The sequence below is a fragment of the Martinezella lusitana genome (genome assembly GCF_010668395.1).
In the GTDB taxonomy this organism is placed as follows: domain Bacteria; phylum Pseudomonadota; class Alphaproteobacteria; order Rhizobiales; family Rhizobiaceae; genus Rhizobium; species Rhizobium lusitanum_A.
The window spans coordinates 71,719-86,221 of record NZ_WUEY01000025.1 but is presented as its reverse complement, the minus strand read 5'-3'; the positions used below and the strand labels follow the sequence as shown (position 1 = coordinate 86,221).

Here is a 14,503-nt window from a genome sequence, read left to right as displayed (position 1 = left end):
GCCCAGCCCCACCCCGTCGCTCTCGCATTGGTGGAGGCGGCACGGGCCACGGGCATCCCCTCCTTCGATAATCCTAACGGTCGTATGATGGAAGCTGGAAGCGGTGCTTCGATATCGGACGTCCGAGCAGACGGCCAACGACGAATTACGATCTTTGATTCTTATCTGCGGCCGGTCCTGAACCGCGAAAATCTCACCATCTTGACGGGGGCAAGCGTCCAGCGGATTGTCATCGAAAATGGCCGTGCGACGGGTGTCGACGTCCTGCGCAATGGAGAAGTCCACCGGTTCAACGCATCTGAACAGGTGGTTCTATCGACGGGTTCGATCAACACGCCCCGGATCCTGATGCATTCAGGGATCGGCGATGAAAGAGAGCTGAAGCGCCTCGGAATCCCGGTTATGCAACATCTCCCGGGCGTAGGTGAGAATCTTCAGGACCACCTTTGCTTTCCCAGCATCTTCGAATTTCGGGAAGAAATGCCTCCACGAGGCAACGGCAGCGAGGCAACGATCTACACCAAGCTACGTTCAGAAAGCCGTTCTCCAGATGTCGTGATGTGTCAGGGCGAATTTCCGATTTGCAGCCCTGAAATTGCTCAGCAAGGCGTTCCACAACATGCGTGGTCTTTGGTCGCGGGACTGGCACGGCCGCGCAGCCGTGGCAGAATAAGGTTGAGGAGCGCCCATATCCAAGACAACATCATACTTCAGCTGAATTCTCTTTCTGACGCCGAAGACGTCAAGACAGCAAAGGCTGCGGTCGAACTCAGCAGAGAGATCGGCGCGCAATCGGCGTTGTCCGAAATAAACAAACGCGAAGCTTTTCCCGGCTCGGTGTTTGTCGATGATCTCGAATCGTTCATTCGGCAGAGCGCCGTTCCCTTCTGGCACCAAACCTGCACGGCAAAGATGGGACGCGATGAACTGTCAGTCGTAGACGGAAAGCTCAAGGTCTACGGCGTCGAGAATCTAACAATTGCTGATGGCTCCGTGTTTCCACGTATCCCCACCGGCAATACGATGGCACCATGCGTCGTTGTCGGCGAGCGGGCATCTCAGATTCTGCGCGCCGAATTGCTTGGTGAAAATCAGCGGACATCGACAGTTGGGAATGCCGCGTAGAGGGTCCGCAATCCCCATCCGATCGTTCATGGCAACGGTCAGGAAGAAAGCGGGGTAAACGGGGAACGCATGTATTTGCGTTCCCAACCAGTTTACCTGTCTGCCTCCGACGCTGCGTCAGAGGTGGCCGCCGCCTGCGTTTCAATTTGATGATCTGCAATCCTGATCTTGCAGTTCTTCAGCGGAAGCAAGGTTCATGTGAAGTAGGTCACGCTCGGTAGCCAAGAGGATGAAGTCGCCTTGTCAAGAGACTGTCATCGCGATTGAAAATCTTGCCATATTGCCCGAAATTTGAGCCAATCCGATTGCAACTGCTGTGAATGCGGCCTCTTTCTCAAAATAAACGGGCGTAATACGCCTTACCTAATATTGATGTCCGGCCAACCCTCCGGAAACAGATCCCCATGTTTCGGAGATTCCGCTAGGCCAGTGCTTCGCCGCGCGGCGATTTGCCAGTGACGCGAGCGGGATGATGCATGAGCCAGGTCCGCGTGTCTCCGATCAAAGGCGCTGACCGTGCTTGCCTTCCGTCCAACCGAGCTTCTGGGGAAAGACCACGCATCTCGGCTTCGATTCGATAGAGTTCACCGACCCGCCTCAAGCCTTACTCGGTGATTGGAGTTGAGCCGGCGCGGATGATCTCGACCAACTTGCGCCGGGAAGGCATCCAGCCGCTCGAATACATCCTCGCCGATGCAATGCAGGCCTCCGCCGCATGTGCAGATCAGGCTTTCTGGCTCAATGAGTTCCTCAAGGCGCGCAAGATGGGCGGGCAGATTGGCGGCGCGAGATTTCGGCTGTGGCTTGCCCTGAGGGCTATCGCCTTCACCTTCGGCATGGATGGCCGCTAGGGCTGTTTCCAAGTCCTCCAACGCGAGGTCAAATTGCTCGGGATCCGTCTTCTCAGATTTGCGGCCGAAGGCAGCCTGTTTGAAAGCAGCAACCAATTTCTCCAGCCGCTCGATCCAGTCATCCTTGCGAACTTCACGCGCTTGCGCTGCGATCAGCATCACCTTCAAGACAGCAATATCGCCGGGAAGATCGGCGGCGTCCAACATGGCGAAAGTCTATCAAAACCAACGTCGCTTCGCCGTTGGAATCCGCCTCCCGAGTCATCGCGCTACATCTACTCGATAGCATCTGGCGCTCTCGTCTCCACGGAACGGACATGACGCCAATCGAGACCTGCAAACAGAGCCGAGAACTGAGTGTAGCCCAGTGTCATGATGCCATCTCTGACGCCCGGCCAAATGAAAGTGTGCTCCTCCAGCTGCTTGTAGGCCATCGCTAATCCGCTGCCATTCCGGTAGATCAGCTTCAGACGGCCGGCCTTGCGTGACCGAAATACGAAGACCATCTCTGTGAACGGGTTCTTGTGCAGCTCGTTCTTGGCCAATGACGCCAAGCAATCATAGCCTTTGCGGGTCGCCACCATGATCCGAACCCGGTTCGATCGAAAGAACATACCGGAACTACGCAGGCACGAGTGACAGCGGCGACGCGGGCGGCAAGGTGGCGAAGACAACGTGGGGCTGGCACACCGGTTACATTTGTGGTCATCAGCGCTTCCCCCACATCCGCGAGTTACGCATGAAATCAACCTTGTGGTTGTCCGTAATCAAGACGCGCTTGGCCCCTTCTAAGGAGTGGCGATGAGCATTCGCAATGGAGCTTGATTCCATGGGACAACCAACAAACGAGAAAAAGGCCTCAACGCCATACCTGCGGCTAGTAGCGATCGACGGCCGGACACTGCCTCACATTGATCTCGATCGCCTTGGCAACCTAGCCCGAGAACCGGAAAAGCGCTCGCTGTTACAACAGATCTTTCTCGACTTCGCTTACGCTTGCGAACTGTATTATCCGATGCAGCAATTTGCTCGTGGCGAGATGGAGCTTGCGAAATAAAATAAGTCACACGATTACTGACGGCATAAGGAGTGCCGTCAATCGTAATCGATACGGCTTGGCATTTGAGGCCCGTGCCCGAGGGACCGAAATCCTCGCGCACGGCAGGAGACCACAATTAACTATCGGCGATATGACCAAGGAAACTGCTGAGAAGTAGATTGAAGGCTTCTGGAGCCTGCCAGAAAGGAGCGTGAGCCGCATCGGGAATGCGAAAGCATCGGCCACACCAGAGATTTTTGTACTCAACTGAATCAATGTAATCGAGGTTGATAATGTGGTCGTCCGCACCATTGATAATGGCCACGGGGACATCCGACGAACCAAGAACACTCCGCTGGTTTGCACCCTCGCCCTTGGCCGCCGCCACAAGAAGTGTTGGTCGGAAGCGCCGGTCGGTGCGTTCCACCGCCTGCCGCACAAAGGGTTCCGCGCACGCACCTAAAACCTCCATTGCGAATTGGTCCGCTTCTTCGGCCGTCAGTTCGGCTTTGGACGCTAGGCCGCCAAGCGGCCTGCCTCGAAATCCGTCCGCCATTTTGTCGCCGACTGGAGGTGTTCCGACAACGAGAATCGCCGCAATCGATTTCGAGCGAGAAAGCATTTCGATGGCAACATGCCCCCCGAGCGACCATCCGACAATCACCGTCTTTCGAAGGTTCAGCTTGTCAACCGTCTCAAGACAAACATCTGCCAGGCCAGGCCTGGAATAGGTTCGCGAGGCGTTGACAGCATCATCTGATTCACCATGTCCCGGAAGATCAAGCCCGACAAAATGGTGAATCTCAGAAAGAGGATCTGCGAATTGTTTTTTGAATACGCCTGCGCAAGTCGAGTTACCGTGTATGAATAGCACATCCAAATCGCCACCTTTACTTTCTGCAACTGCGACTTTTCCTTGTGATGTATTGATATATCCGTGAATTGTACGTTCCATAATACGACCCATGTGGGATTGCCTCTGATCATCATTCCGCGGTGGCCAAGGCCAAACCTCGCCACGCCATGCCATGCCGAAGGCGCCTGACACGACGCCAGAAGGCAATGATCGGACATTTACAGAACATCATCATTTCCGGTCGAAAAGACCGGGTTGCATTTGAAGCATCTGAGCTTCCTCGCATGCAAATTCAGAAGCCTGTTTACACCCCGCGGTTTCGGCAACGTGCCAGAGAGCCCCGACTTTCATTTGTAGCTCGATTTTCCCGCTTGTAATCGCTCTGAAATTTCAAAACGCCATACGCCGGGGATCGCCAAGCAAAGCACTTCCAATCCGGATCTTGATCACCATTGAGAAAATTGCGGACTTTATAGAACGGCCAGGAGTTTAGCTGTGAAACATATTCTTGTGGTCGATGACGACAGCAAATTTCGCGGACTCCTGATTGATTACCTTTCTCAGCACGCGTTTAGGGTGACTGGCGTCAAGGATAGTCATCAGCTCGGAGCAGTCCTACGGACTGAGCAGGTCGATCTGGTAATCGTCGACTTGAACCTCGGACACGAAGATGGATTAGAGATCGTTCGGACTCTATCGGGAAAGGCTGATGCTCCGATTATTATTATCAGTGGCGACAGATTGGAGGAAACGGATAAAGTCGTGGGCTTGGAGCTTGGTGCATCGGACTATCTGACGAAGCCATTTGGACTGCGTGAATTCTTGGCCCGTATCCGAGCAACACTTCGCGTGAGGCCAACGCCGGCGGATCGGAAAGATCGGAAGATCTACGGCTTCGAAGGATGGGCTTTGAACGTTAAAAAGCGCCAGTTGACTTTAAATGGCGAGAGCGAAGTGAAACTGACGGCGGGCGAATTCAACCTGCTTGTTGCCTTTTTAAAGGCTCCGCGACAGGTTTTGTCGAGAGAACAATTGCTGTCGGCCAGCAGGGTTCACGACGAAGAGATTTTCGACCGCAGTATCGACGTTCTAATTTTAAGGCTGAGGCGCAAGCTTGAGATAGACCCTTCCAATCCGAAACTAATCCGCACGGAGCGTGGCGCTGGCTACTTGTTCGATGCAGAGGTTACGATCGACGAACGCAGGCGGACAAAGTGACGGACCAACACGGGAGGAGCATGAATTGGTGGTCTCGGTATGGGGTTCCGTACCTGATTGCTTTCGGACTTTCGTTAGGGGCGGCCGTACTCGGTGCTGGTGCAAGTGGGGTCGAGGGGCGTGAGCCTTTGGCACCTCTCCAGCCGACAGGCTACCTGAACCCTGCAAGGGTTGCGCTGGGGGGCCAACTCTTCTCTGATCCAATTCTATCGAGCATGAATCGGCTCTCTTGCATAAGCTGCCATGATCTAACAAAAGGCGGAACTGTAAATGAGAGGCGAACAGTCGGTTACAAGGGTCGTGTCCATCGGTTCAACGCTCCCACGATTTTCAATGTTGGGTCGAATTATCGACTTGGCTGGAGAGGAGATTTCACCTCACTCGAAGAGCAGAACGAAAAAGTATTGCTGGACGAGAATCTGATGGCGGCAACCTGGCCCATGCTTCTCGAGCGCCTTCGAAACAGCCAAGTCTATTCTTCAATGTTCCAGCGGATCTATGGCCATCCGGTCGACCGGGGCGATCTACTCGACGCCCTTGCAACTTTTCAAAGGTCATTGTCCACGCCTAATTCGCCGTTTGACCGGTATCTGGCTGGCGATACGAACGCTCTCACTTCAAAAGAGGTGGAAGGATACCGGCTATTCAAGGATTATGGTTGTGCATCTTGTCACCAAGGCTCGAACATTGGCGGAAACATGTTCCAAAAATTCGGTATATTCTCTCCGCCGCCAATCGGGGATTCCGAGAGTGACGGCGACATGGGTCGCTATACCCTGACGGGTCAGGAGGCAGACAAGGGGGTTTTTCGCGTGCCGAGCCTGCGAAACGTAGCAGTCACAGCGCCATATTTTCACGATGGTCGGGTCTCGTCCCTTCCAGCGGCGGTACAAATCATGGCCCGCAGCCAACTCGGTCGTACGCTGACAGCAAACGACACAGATACACTTGTGGCATTTCTGAAAACACTGACTGGCGAGTACAATGGACATAAGCTCGAAGCGGCCTCCTCAACGCGCCACGATTGAACTTTGGCGAATTGTTCTACTCGTAGCCGGCGCTTTCCTGTTTGCGCTGTTTGCCATCGGTCGCGTCCCTTCGCGCGACACGCATGAATCAATTCTAACCTCTCTGCGTGCGATCGACATCAATCATGCGTCCTTGCAACGCGATGTTCTACAAGCAAGAGCAGGTCTTCTGCGAAACTACGATCCTATCGTGGATTCGATTGTGAATCTTCATGCCACCGTTTCAAAGCTTCGAAAGCTTTTTCCAGAAAGTGGCGTCGAATCGACGGCGGAACTTGACGCGGAACTAACGAAGCTTGCGGCATCCATCGATGGCGATGAGAAGCTCGTCGAACGTTTCAAGACTGATAATGCCTTGCTTCAGAACTCATTCTCAATCGCAAATCAAATGTTGAGTGAGTTGCACGAGAGCAGCGATCCCGCTGTTGTCAAGGCGTTGGCGATATCAACCGATCTGGGCAACCTGATGATGCGTTTTGCCGCCCAGCCAGATCAGCGATTTGAAAAGCCGATACGAACTCAGCTCGACGCAATGTCTCGATCCGAAGCGGCAAGCATCCCCGACGTAGCGTCCTACGTCGTACATGCGAGGATGATATTGGATACCCTGCCGTCGGTCGATGACACAATTCGATCTATTCAGGCATCCCGGACATCGACGGAAGCCCAGACTCTTCAGAAGGAATATCTCGATGCCTATGGCATTCTAAGCGTCCGCTCAGCTTGGAGCAGAATCCTTTTGGGCTCCATATCCGTTCTGCTGTGCATCTATATTGCAATCCTTGTTTACAGACTGCGCTCTCAGACTCACCGACTCACGCAACAGTTGGAATTCGAAAATCTGGCCGCCACCATCAAGAGGCGCTTTAACGAAGACTTCGATAATGTATCGGCGGCATTAACAGACTCACTCGGCGCGGTGGCCGATTTCTTTGACTGCAGCAGCTACGCCTTCGCCGTCGTCAGCAGCGACGTTAAAGAAGTCGAACAGCTTTTCGGAAACGTCGAAGCATCCCTGTTTCGATCACTTCTCGAGCGCCTTTCTGAAAAAATGGCAGAAGAAAAGGTCAATGGCGACCGACCCTATTATCACAACCTCCAAAAGCTCGAGATACAGGCTTTCCCGGAGGGTGCTCTAAGTGCCGGATCAATTACAGCAATGAGCATTGATGCAAGCTCGGCCGGCATCCTCTTTCTTGAGCACACAGAAGTTCGTAAAAAGCCAGACAGAGATGAGATTCGGCTTCTGGGCCACGCCATTGTCGTCCTGATTCAAAGTCTTCAGGCCCAAAGGGAACGCGAGGAAAAGCGAGCGTTGGAGGCTCGCCTGGAACATTCGCAGCGATTGGAGGCCGTCGGAACGCTCGCGGGCGGCATAGCGCATGAATTCAACAATACGCTCGGCGCGATTCTGGGATATGGCGAGATGGCTCTGGAATCCAGCCGAAGCTCAACGCGCACCCGACAATACATCCAGCAAATCCTTTCGAGTGGACACAGGGCGAAACACATCATTGACCAGATTCTCACCTTCAGCAGAAAGCGCGAGCGCGTTAACAGACCATTCGATTTAAAGGAGGCGATTGAAGACATCGTCCCACTGGTGAAGCTTTCGATTCCCGGGACCGTCTCGGTATCCACAGCTATCGATACCGGTTTGCCATCTGTCTTTGGCAATCCAATCGAAATACAACAAGTGCTGATGAACCTTTGCATGAACGCCGCGCAGGCATCTGCGGAAGAAGGCCATATAGAAATATCGCTGAAAAAGGTTGAATTCGGCAACGTAACATCGTTGTCCCATAGTGAATTGCCAAGGGGCGACTACGTGCTCCTTAGCGTTAAGGACAACGGAGACGGAATCGCGAAAAGCATCCTCCCGCATATTTTCGAGCCCTTCTTCACGACCCGCGCTAAAAGTGGCGGAACAGGGCTTGGCCTCGCTGCGGTCCATGGTCATGTGACGGGAATGAACGGAAGAATTGATGTCGAGAGCCGTCCCTCAGAAGGAACGGAGTTCAAGTTATACTTTCCTGCCATCTATGAGGACCCAGTCCCGTTGGGACAATTCTTTAACGAGCGCACGATCCCGCTCGGCACGGGACAGCTCGTCCTGCTTGCGCAACGCGATACCAGCTTGCGATTGATGTACGAAGAAAAGATTGCCGCACTGCAGTACGAGCCCGTAGGCTTTGCATCTATGGCCGCGCTCAAACGGTGGTTGGCGGCAGCCGGTCGATTGCCAGATCTCGTGCTCCTGGACTTAGACCTTTGGCAAGACACTCCTGATTTGGGGAAAATCGTAAAGGAATTCGAAATGATTCCGATACTTTTCCTCGCCGACCCCGGCAGAGACGGGAACGGCGCTCGCCCCTTGGATCGCATCTCCCTGCTACGAAAGCCGGTCAGTTCGATATCGCTGGCCACTGCGCTTTTCAACAAGATTGGAAGACGATCAGCGCTGCCAGACGTGGCTCGGTAGCGCGTCCTTAGGGCTTTGTGGCGTCCTGGTGCCCGCCACGGGGCATCGGCGGCTTTCGCTGATACCGCAACGTCTCGGGAAAGCTCCAGAGATACCCGCCCAGAACGACCGTAATGCCGCTGATGCACAACAAATAATAAATGTGTGACATTGGATTCACGGCCATCAATGCCGCAACTGTGACGGGGGTTAAGCCTCCAAATATCGCGTAGGAGACATTGTAAGAGAAAGATACTCCCGTAAATCTGACAGAAGCTGGAAAGCAGGAGACCATAACGAATGGCACTGCGGCCGCAACGGCTCCCGAAAATCCGACGAATGCGCTGAACAAATACAGATGGAAGATGCCGCCCACCGCAATTTTCGAAAGCGCGAAATCACCGCCTGCAAGGAGCATCCCTCCAATGACGAAGAGCTTTGCGGGGCCCACGTAGTCGAGCAAAAGGCCCGCCAGGACAACGCCCACAGTCATTGAGAGAGTACTTATCGTGGTGGCGATTAGTGCTTGCTGGCGGGTGTAATGATACAACCCTTGAAGTAGTGTGGGAAGCATCAGCGTCAGCATGACAACCGCCGCCGAAAGTATCAGTGTACAAAGAATCGAAATAACGATGCCCCTCGTATATGCACGCAGTACGACGCTTAGCGGAAGCTCTGGGACTAGCATTTTGCGCCTTCTCAGTGCCACAAAAACTGGCGTCTCCTGAAGCATCCGACGAAGATGCATGCCTAAAAGACCAAATGCGCCACCCAATAAGAACGGGAAACGCCATGCATAACTTAGTATGGCGGCAGGCGGCAGAAGATACGTTATCGCGGCCGCGATTGCCGAACCCAGAAGGATCCCGATCGTAAGGCCAGCACAAACGAGACCACAGGCTAATCCCACGCGGCTCGGAGGAACGTGTTCAGCAACAAACGTCCATGCCCCGGGCACTTCACCACCGATTGCTATGCCTTGAAGTACCCGCAATACCACCAATAAAAGCGGTGCTGCCAGTCCGATGGATTGATAAACCGGCAAAAATGCTACCGCGAGGGTCGATATGGCCATCAGAAGGATCGAAAACGCAAAGACTCTCTTTCGGCCGAACAGGTCACCAAAGTGAGCGAGGACCACTCCACCCAATGGTCGGAAAATATATCCTGCAGCGAAAATGCCGAAGGTCTGAATCATTGTCAGCCAGGGCGGCGAGCCGATTGGGAAAAACAAAGATCCAATGGTGTCAGAAAGAAAGACAAACGTTACGAAGTCATAGAACTCCAATGCTCCGCCCGCGGCTGCGAGCGACAGCATTCGTATCGCTCTTCCTGAGGGCGACCTAGGATCCGATTCATCCCGAGAAGAGATGTCTTGAGATGATTTCTGCGAGCGGGTCCAGACCATGCAAACACCAGTTGTTTGTAGTTCGGTCGTTACAACGCCAGTCCGTTGATTGGTTATTCGAAAAACCCAATTTTACGTTACAATTGAAAGATATGGATAGTACGGAGTTTTTGCGGAATCTGACGGAACTGAGCAATCCATGCACCGATCGCAAAGTTACCAACCACATTCAGGCGCAGCAAAAGCAGGCGCCCACAGATGTTACAAATGACGCTGGCAACCACTAGCTTGAAGCATCGTTGCAACGAATTTCGCTTAAAAGGCGCGATTGTGGTTAATCTCAATCGGTGGAATTCTACGATGAAAATTTTAGTGGTTGGAGCGGGAATTGCGGGACTCGCCGCTGCGCGGGCGCTGGAATTAAAGGGACAGCATGTTGAGGTCGTAGAGCGTTTCGAGACGTCGCCGACTTCTGGGCAAGGGATCTTCTTGCTTGGAAATGCGACACGAGCATTGAAGAACCTGGGGCTTCAGAAAGAGGTGATCGAGGCATCTTTTCCAATTGCGTCACAACAAATTCTGTCCTCAAGCGGCCTCGTGTTGAACAGTGTCGCCACTCAGTCCGTATGGGGCAACTGCGGACCCTGCGTTGCTCTGCCTCGGGCGAGCTTGATCGAATTACTCGGTAGATCGCTGCAGAGCACGTCAGTAAGTTATGGAAAAACGCTAACCTCGACCGCCATCAGCGACGACAAACGACAGGTCAGCTTTTCAGACGGCAGCACGTCGGAATATGATCTGGTTGTGGGGGCGGACGGGATCCACTCACCTTTGCGCAATGCGAACTTCGAAGCGACCGCCCCTCGTCCGCTCGACATCGTTTCCTGGCGCCTCGTAGTCGACAACCTTGGAGAACTCGACAGCTGGACGGTCATGCTCGGGCGAAAACGTACGTTATTGGGCATTCCCCTCAGCAGAAAGCAGCTTTATATTTATGCCGATTGCTCGCCGCGTGATTTCCAAGATGGTTCAATCGAAACACTAAAAGATCTCTTCTCCCAATTCAAAGGCCCGCTTGGCCCCGCAATTTCCGGGCTGACACCTGACGTAATCACTCATCGTGCAATGCTAGCTGAGGTCGCGGCAAAACCATACGCAGCGGAACGGTTAGTGCTGATCGGAGATGCGGCACATGCCTCTTCGCCAAGCATGGCACAGGGAGCAGGGATGGCACTGGAGGATGCTTTAATTTTGGCAGAATCGTTGTCCCGGCCAGAGGCTTCCGCCTCTGTTTTGGCCGCATTCTATGCCCGAAGAAAGGCGCGGCTGGAGTGGGTCCAGAAGCAGTGCGCAGCGCGCGATAAGCTAAGAAACAGTTCGAATTTCTTGCGCAATCTGATTCTGAGCAAGTTCGGCAACACGTTGTACCAACATTCCTACATGCCGCTCGCTCAGCCGCTATAAGCGCGTCCGGCTCTGAGCCTGCGACGCAAAGATACGGTGGCCGCGACTGCCGCGGCCAATTATTCGCAGCATAGCGGCAGTGTCGCGGCTTCCTTTTGCCGGAGGTCCCTTAGAAAAGAGTGATCTCCGCTATAAGTCCGCCCGCCGGCCGGTTTCTAAGATTGATGGATCCCTGAATCTCGGTAGCGAGTTGTTGAGCTATGGCTAAGCCGAGGCCGGCTCCAGCGATGCCCTCGCAATTCATATGTTCAATCCTGACAAAGGGCTTCTTGACAGCGTCAAGGAGATCCTCAGCAATCCCCGGACCGCGATCCGCGATCGCAATAACAGTCTCGCCAGACGAGCCGCGTGACGCGGCTATTTCGGCGGCCCCGGCATACTTCAGCGAATTGTCGATGAAATTGGAGAGGATACGCCGAAGCGCCCGCGGCTTCGTAACAATCGATCCTTTCGGGTGCGCAACGACTGAAACCTGCCTTCCCGTATCCTGATAGTCTGCTGCTATGCTCTCGATAAGTGACGTCAGATCGACCGTTCTGAAATCCTCCGCCTTGACATGAGCATTCTTTGCATAGGCAATCCCTTCCTGAACCAACCGCTCGGTTTCCGCCAAATCTTGCAGAAGCTTCTCCCGTTCCGGGAAATCGGCGGCTAATTCAGCGCGTAGTCTCATTCGCGTTATTGGAGTTTGCATGTCATGGGAAAATGCGCTCAGCAGGTGAATGCGTTCTTCAATATGATGCGTGATGCGCGCCCGCATCTCGTTAAAAGCCTTCGCAGCTGCGACGACCTCGCTTGGGCCGGTTTCGCTGAGCTGGGGCCCAAGTTGCTCGGGTTGTAACGCGTTAGCTGCAGCGGTGAATTTTGCCAATGGCTGAACTACCTGTTTGATCGCAATCCATCCCAGCGAACCAAGGACAAGGAGTAAAACAACGTGACCGCAGATAGCAGCCCACATTGCCTCCACGCCTCCCATCGCCGCGGGGACATCCCCGCGGGGATAGGCAAACGCTATCGGTTGTCGGAGGTCAGAATAGTCATCGCCGGCCTTCGCGGTCGCTGCAAATGCAGCTTGCCCGGACGCGGGACGCGCGCCAATTCCACCTCTGTCTTCCTCATCGAGTACGGCAACTTCTGTAGCGGTTGGTGCAGGGCCGCGCTCGAAGCTTATGGTGGAAGCGCGCAGAGCGTCGCCAGCAATGCCGATCGCGAGGGCTCCATGCGCAATGATCAGACCCACACCCAAGACTAGAAGCAAACGGCCACGCAATGACCTGGGCGTCAAAGCTCGTGCGAAATGCACTGCACCGAGCTTTGAAGAAATAGGAAATCGGTCGGTCATTGTTCTCTCCCAAACATCTGGCTGACGATCCACCACATGGGCGGTCTCGTCTTGAATCTCCGACCGCGTTGACCGATCGAACGATGTGCGATTGGGCGCTCCACGCTTTGGGATTGTCGTGAAATGGGACTTTCGATCTGTCTCAGTGAGCACATCACCGAAATCATCTGTAACCCAAAGCAGGCGTCGCCGTTACAAGGTGAAAGCCCCAGCGTGACTCCAACCCAGCGACAAGCTAGGACCTCAAGTCCACGGCATCGTTTCAAAGTTGCGGCACTATGTTTCGTCTGTAATCTCGACAGGTAGAAATCGGCTTGCGGCAAGTATTCCTTTAGCCAGCCTTTTGCGCATCCGGCCGATCTCGTCTGTACATTGCCAACGAAAGCCAACAACAACAACAGGCTGCGATTGATACATCGAAGTGAGCGGTATAGCGCGCATGTACACTTTGATGTTGAAACAGCCGTAGTTTCTCGCGTCTGGGTGATTTCTTTTTCCGCCTCCAGGCGAAGCGGTGCTCACAGCCGAGAATGCAGCCAGCTGGCCACAATCTGCTCGAACCTTCGATCAATCACGGTCGGTGCGATTGATAGGCATGCCACTTTATTGGAAGGGCCTCGCGCCGGTTATTCCGCAACTATCTGCTTGATTGACCAAGTCCGGCCTCCTCAACGGTGAGCTATGGTGTACCGAAGCGCGATCTCCAGTGCCGGCGTCTATTGAGCAGCTTGCATGGCGAAGTTGCAACGGCTCCGGAAGCGAGCGAGCCCCGTGATCGCCTGGGTTACAGGCATAGAGATGCCATGCAGCGCTGCCAATTCCAGCACGGCGTCGCAGATAGCTGCCAACTCCAGTGGCGCGCCCCGTTCGAGGTCTTGAAGCATCGAGGTCTTTACATCCCCCATCTTCCGTCCAGCAGCCAATATTGTATTGGGGTCGGTCTCCAATCTGGCACCATAAGCAGCTATCACCGGAAGAACCTCATACAGCATCTGGCGACTGACCTCCGCGAGGTAGCCGTCTCCAAAGTTCTCACGAAGAGTCGCGCCGGTGACCGCCGACACAGGATTGGAAATCAAATTTCGCACAACTTTTGTCCAGACCGCATCTCGAATACGCCAAGTTATCTGAACGTCGATTCCCGACATTTGCAGCACAGCTGCCAACCGCTCTAGTCGAGGCGATATCTCGTTGTTGATTTCTCCGATCGTCATCTGCAGCGGGTTGAACGTTTTCGCGAAACCGGGCTGCACCCTTTCGGCGGTGATAACCGTTGTCGTGCCGATGATCTGGGATGACCGGAAAATGCTCTTAAGAGAACCATCGGGGTCTACCGATCGCACATGGCGACCAGCCCAAGCTCCGGCTTCGCCTTCGAAATACCACCACGGTATGCCATTAATCACCGGCACGATAATCGTATCCGCGCCAACCACCGATCTTACGGCATTGGCAAGAGCTGGCATATCTTGAGATTTAGGGCACAGGAACAAGATGTCCTGCTTTGGAAAAGCTGATGCGCTTCCGACGTCTACGCGAAATGTGTGGTCGCCTTCCCGGTCAATCAGACGTATGCCGCTTTCTCTGATCGCATGTAGACTTTCGTTACGGGCGATTACAGCAACCTGAAAGCCCCCTACCGACAGCCTTGCTGCAAGTGTCAACCCGATCGCACCCGGCCCGGCGACACAAATTTGCAAGTCCCTTAACCCATTTCTGTCAAATACGCTCATCGTCGCTCCAGAAAACCTTTTGGCGAAAATTCTGGATT

12 protein-coding genes and 1 pseudogene are annotated in these 14,503 nt (G+C 54.0%); 6 read left to right on the top strand and 7 right to left on the bottom strand.

Annotation, left to right across the window (positions count from 1 at the left end; all coding sequences use genetic code 11):
- On the top strand, positions 1–1,125 hold a 1,125-nt coding region (locus GR212_RS31695; protein ID WP_163993074.1), incomplete at its 5' end, for a GMC family oxidoreductase.
- Between the two features lie 141 nt (positions 1,126–1,266).
- Here the strand turns inward: GR212_RS31695 and GR212_RS37850 are convergent.
- The 3 genes and pseudogenes from GR212_RS37850 to tnpB form a co-directional block, all read right to left on the bottom strand.
- Positions 1,267–1,350, bottom strand: coding sequence for a hypothetical protein (locus GR212_RS37850; protein ID WP_204326845.1), 84 nt, complete (start codon positions 1,348–1,350; stop codon positions 1,267–1,269).
- Between the two features lie 199 nt (positions 1,351–1,549).
- A pseudogene (locus tag GR212_RS31685) lies at positions 1,550–2,183 on the bottom strand (IS66 family transposase); the annotation flags it as partial.
- Between the two features lie 68 nt (positions 2,184–2,251).
- Positions 2,252–2,560, bottom strand: coding sequence for an IS66 family insertion sequence element accessory protein TnpB (gene tnpB / locus GR212_RS31680; RefSeq protein WP_163993072.1), 309 nt, complete (start codon positions 2,558–2,560; stop codon positions 2,252–2,254).
- 230 nt (positions 2,561–2,790) lie between these two features.
- Between tnpB and GR212_RS31675 the strand changes: the two genes are divergently transcribed.
- On the top strand, positions 2,791–3,033 hold the full coding sequence (locus GR212_RS31675) for a hypothetical protein (RefSeq protein ID WP_163993070.1): 243 nt from the start codon (positions 2,791–2,793) through the stop codon (positions 3,031–3,033).
- A 118-nt stretch (positions 3,034–3,151) separates the two neighbouring features.
- On the opposite strand, the gene GR212_RS31670 is transcribed toward GR212_RS31675, so the two are convergent.
- Complete coding sequence (locus GR212_RS31670) at positions 3,152–3,982, bottom strand: alpha/beta fold hydrolase (RefSeq protein WP_163993068.1); 831 nt, start codon at positions 3,980–3,982, stop codon at positions 3,152–3,154.
- A gap of 384 nt (positions 3,983–4,366) precedes the next feature.
- Here GR212_RS31670 and GR212_RS31665 point away from each other — a divergent pair, with 384 nt between their 5' ends.
- The 3 genes from GR212_RS31665 to GR212_RS31655 are packed head-to-tail and all read left to right on the top strand — an operon-like array spanning position 4,367 to position 8,599.
- Complete coding sequence (locus GR212_RS31665) at positions 4,367–5,089, top strand: response regulator (RefSeq protein WP_163993066.1); 723 nt, start codon at positions 4,367–4,369, stop codon at positions 5,087–5,089.
- A gap of 20 nt (positions 5,090–5,109) precedes the next feature.
- Complete coding sequence (locus GR212_RS31660) at positions 5,110–6,117, top strand: cytochrome-c peroxidase (RefSeq protein ID WP_163993064.1); 1,008 nt, start codon at positions 5,110–5,112, stop codon at positions 6,115–6,117.
- On the top strand, positions 6,074–8,599 hold the full coding sequence (locus GR212_RS31655; RefSeq protein WP_163993063.1) for a two-component system VirA-like sensor kinase: 2,526 nt from the start codon (positions 6,074–6,076) through the stop codon (positions 8,597–8,599). The genes GR212_RS31660 and GR212_RS31655 overlap by 44 nt, the downstream gene beginning before the upstream one ends.
- 7 nt (positions 8,600–8,606) lie before the next feature.
- On the opposite strand, the gene GR212_RS31650 is transcribed toward GR212_RS31655, so the two are convergent.
- Positions 8,607–9,896 (bottom strand): MFS transporter, encoded by a 1,290-nt coding sequence (locus GR212_RS31650; RefSeq protein ID WP_163993061.1) that lies wholly within the window; start codon positions 9,894–9,896, stop codon positions 8,607–8,609.
- Between the two features lie 297 nt (positions 9,897–10,193).
- Here GR212_RS31650 and GR212_RS31645 point away from each other — a divergent pair, with 297 nt between their 5' ends.
- Positions 10,194–11,390 (top strand): FAD-dependent monooxygenase, encoded by a 1,197-nt coding sequence (locus tag GR212_RS31645; RefSeq protein WP_246726130.1) that lies wholly within the window; start codon positions 10,194–10,196, stop codon positions 11,388–11,390.
- A 109-nt stretch (positions 11,391–11,499) separates the two neighbouring features.
- Here the strand turns inward: GR212_RS31645 and GR212_RS31640 are convergent, their stop codons facing one another.
- Complete coding sequence (locus GR212_RS31640) at positions 11,500–12,732, bottom strand: ATP-binding protein (RefSeq protein WP_163993059.1); 1,233 nt, start codon at positions 12,730–12,732, stop codon at positions 11,500–11,502.
- A gap of 716 nt (positions 12,733–13,448) precedes the next feature.
- Positions 13,449–14,465, bottom strand: coding sequence for a ketopantoate reductase family protein (locus GR212_RS31635; RefSeq protein ID WP_163993057.1), 1,017 nt, complete (start codon positions 14,463–14,465; stop codon positions 13,449–13,451).
- Between the last annotated feature and the right edge of the window lie 38 nt (positions 14,466–14,503).